The following is a 2,552-nucleotide window of genomic DNA, read 5'->3' on the forward strand; positions in this document are numbered from 1 at the left end:
GCCCCGGCCCCAGCCGGTCTGGCACAAAGCCCCGCTGCGTGGAGCCAGGACCTCGCCGACGCCCCCAACGGCTGGCTCCTGCGGGACAACGCCATGACCCGCGCCCTGGCCGGCGGCGGCCCCATCCATCTGATGCACACCACAGTCGCCCTCGACGCGATCCGCACCAGCGGCCACCTGTACGCATCATCGGGCTGCCTCGTCGCCGCCCTGTACTGCGCCCCGCTCACTCCCGAGCCGGACGGTCTGCGCCCCCACAACCTCGGCCAGTACCTCCTGGAGACCAAACCGCACACCGACACGCTAGTCATCGAGATCACCCCCGATGCTCCCGTACCGCCCAAGGGCATCGACTACCTGCGCCTGGGCCCCATCCACCTGCGCACCCACCTCCAGCACGCGGCATTCCTGACCCCGGCCGAAAACCAGCAGCTGCGCCAGGCGATCATGGCCCGGCTGCGGGCATCCGCGCCGTTCCTCGACCTCGCCCTAGCCAACGCACGTGGCAGGAGGACCCCGGCCGCGGTGTTCGTCGACCAGCTCGCCGCCGCCGTCCGCCACGTGCCGTTCCTGGGCTACCTGTACTTCGAAGTGCTGTCCGAGTACCTGATGCTCCACTCCACCACCCCCCAGACCCGGGCGTACGCCGAGCGCGGCGAGCTGAACAACCGGCTGTACAAGCACCTGGCGCACGCGGCGATCGACGGCATGGACCAGCTCTTCGACCTCGCCCGCTTCCACCCTGACCACCACCAACTGGCCACGCTGATTCCGCAGATCGACCCCAGCCTCGCGGCGGGCGCGGCCGAGTACACCCGAGACCGCCTGTCCCATCTCTTCGCCTGCTTGGCCCTCGACCCGGGCCAGGACACTGCGGCCTTCACCTTCCGCCGCCAGTCCTTCACCGCGCTCACCGATGCCGCGCCCGGCCTGATGGGGCAGCTCCTGTTCCGCCAGATGCGAATCATGGATCGCTACCCCCAGCTCTACGCCTGCCTGGAGCACGCCAAGGCACTGCAAGCCTGGAACTACTGGAACACCGAAGGCATCCCCACCCCCTTCAACGGCTTCCTCCCCAAAGGGGAGATCGGCATCAACCCCTCCTACCCGCGCGCCGTATACGCGGTGTGGGCGGCCAAGACCTGCTCGAAAGGGCTGCTGCACCCCGTGGAACAACTCGACGTGTCCTTCCTTCCGCGCCTGGCCGACTTGGGCCAGACCGCGATGCGCCGAGACACAGCCGGCCGGGCCGCAGGCCACCTCCAGCCATCCCGCAACCTGGGGCGCCCAGACGGCCTCCGCGAACACCTGCCTTCCAGACAAGGGGCGTTCTGATGGAGAGCCACATACCGAACGCCGGACCGGGCGCCCACTGCCACAGCTGCTGGGTAGACCAGCAGGCACGCCTGGAAGAGGAGAAGGCGAAGGCCGAGGCAAAGGAGCGGGCCACCGAGCGCATGGGCCCGCCGCTGGTCGCCGCAGCGCTGGCGCTGCTGGCGATCGTCAGCCTCTGGTACGGCTTCCTCTGGGCCCTCATCCACCTATTCGGCTGACCTCCCCTACCCGTCAGACTCAGGAGCCCGTCATGCCAACCGACCCTCGAATACGCCGGGTCCTGGCCTGCTTAGCCGCCGCCGTCGCCCTCACCGTCACTCTGGCGGCCGAGGACAGCGGCTGTTCCAGCAGCAGCTCGGGAACGTCCGACAAAGGCGTCACCTACTCCGGCAACGTGCTGCTCGGCCGCTGCACCCAGCGGATCTCCGAACCGTACGTGACTGGCGGACGCATCACCGGATACGCCGACGCCGTCTGCCGGGCCGCTGTCCTGCGCCACGAGCTGACCGTGATTGTCGACAAGCGGACCACCAACGGCTCCTGGGCCGAGCAGCGGCGCGCCGCCTGCCGGGCAGCCCCCGGTATCAACGTCACGAAGAAGGCCACGGTCGCCATCGGCTGCGTGCCAGGGTTCTACCGGACCCGCATAACCGCGTCCGTCGAGATGCTCTCGGACAAGAACGGCGGCGACTCCGGACAGGCCCACACCTCCGGCGTGGCCGTGAACAAGGAGCAGTGCGCATGACCACGGACAAGCCTGCCAAGGACAAGCCCGAGCCCGTCCCCGCGCTCACGCTCGGCGGCAGCTCGACCTCCCTGCCGGTGCGCCTGTGGCACCGCCTCGTCGCGCTGCTGCGGCGCTAGACGCAGCAGCGCAGCCCACTCCACCACGGCGCCCGGCCCTTGCCGTACACGGGGCCGCGCAATCCCCGGATCGTGTGCGATGCGGACTCGGACACCCATCTGCGTGATCGAACCGGCCCCGGCTCGGGCTCTGCAAGGCCCCAGGCGCGAAACCGCACATCAGCCCGAAGAGTTCGCCCCCTCACCACCCGAACGTGCGCCATCGGGGGCCGTTAGTCCGAGCACCTGTCCGAGCGTCACGTCAACGAGGAGGCGTCCATGCCACACCGCATGCACAGCACCGGCAACCAGCCCAAGTTCGAACAGCACCCCGTGTGCGTCGAACAGCCCGCCGCTGTTCGACGCACACGGGG

The 2,552-nt window shown here is 69.3% G+C and carries 4 protein-coding genes; all 4 read left to right on the forward strand.

Annotated elements, in window-relative coordinates; genetic code table 11:
* On the forward strand, positions 1-1,335 hold a 1,335-nt coding region (locus ACJA3G_RS34955), incomplete at its 5' end, for a hypothetical protein (RefSeq protein ID WP_406557051.1).
* Positions 1,335-1,553, forward strand: coding sequence for a hypothetical protein (locus tag ACJA3G_RS34960; RefSeq protein ID WP_406557052.1), 219 nt, complete (start codon positions 1,335-1,337; stop codon positions 1,551-1,553). The genes ACJA3G_RS34955 and ACJA3G_RS34960, both read left to right, overlap by 1 nt.
* Before the next feature lie 32 nt (positions 1,554-1,585).
* Positions 1,586-2,080: a hypothetical protein gene (locus ACJA3G_RS34965; protein WP_406557053.1), complete on the forward strand. Its 495-nt coding sequence runs from the start codon at positions 1,586-1,588 to the stop codon at positions 2,078-2,080.
* Positions 2,077-2,199 carry a hypothetical protein gene (locus ACJA3G_RS34970; protein WP_358830776.1) on the forward strand — a complete coding sequence of 41 codons (123 nt, stop codon included), beginning with the start codon at positions 2,077-2,079 and terminating at the stop codon, positions 2,197-2,199. Before ACJA3G_RS34965 ends, ACJA3G_RS34970 begins: the two co-directional genes overlap by 4 nt.
* Positions 2,200-2,552 lie beyond the last annotated feature (353 nt).

The organism is Streptomyces sp. YS-3, assembly GCF_045257485.1.
GTDB lineage: Bacteria > Actinomycetota > Actinomycetes > Streptomycetales > Streptomycetaceae > Streptomyces.